The organism is Microvirga sp. HBU67558 (genome assembly GCF_018069605.1).
Lineage (GTDB): Bacteria > Pseudomonadota > Alphaproteobacteria > Rhizobiales > Beijerinckiaceae > Microvirga > Microvirga terrae.
The window spans coordinates 1-262 of the sequence record NZ_JAGPUP010000068.1 but is presented as its reverse complement, the minus strand read 5'-3'; the positions used below and the strand labels follow the sequence as shown (position 1 = coordinate 262).

General features: G+C 60.7%; 1 pseudogene. It reads left to right on the top strand.

Annotation, left to right across the window (positions count from 1 at the left end):
* Positions 1-154: 154 nt before the first annotated feature.
* A pseudogene (locus KBI52_RS00265) lies at positions 155-262 on the top strand (glycerophosphodiester phosphodiesterase family protein); the annotation flags it as partial.

The following is a 262-nucleotide window of genomic DNA, read 5'->3' as shown; positions in this document are numbered from 1 at the left end:
CGGTGGCGAACTCGCTCGACAGCATCAAGGTCCTGATGGAAGCGCGGAGCAGCAAGGGATGAATGTGCGACAGGTTTTCAGGCTCTCGGGCTTGCCGGCATGAGCGGCTCGTCAGGTCGCCGCTCCGCTGTCTCGGTTTGGCCTCTCTCCACAGCCCTCCATGCAAGCTAGCTTCGAGGCAAGTGCAGATATTGTCGAGGTCGACGTCCACTTCACCGTCGATGGCCGGTGTACAGTCTTTCACGACTGGGTGCTGGACCGT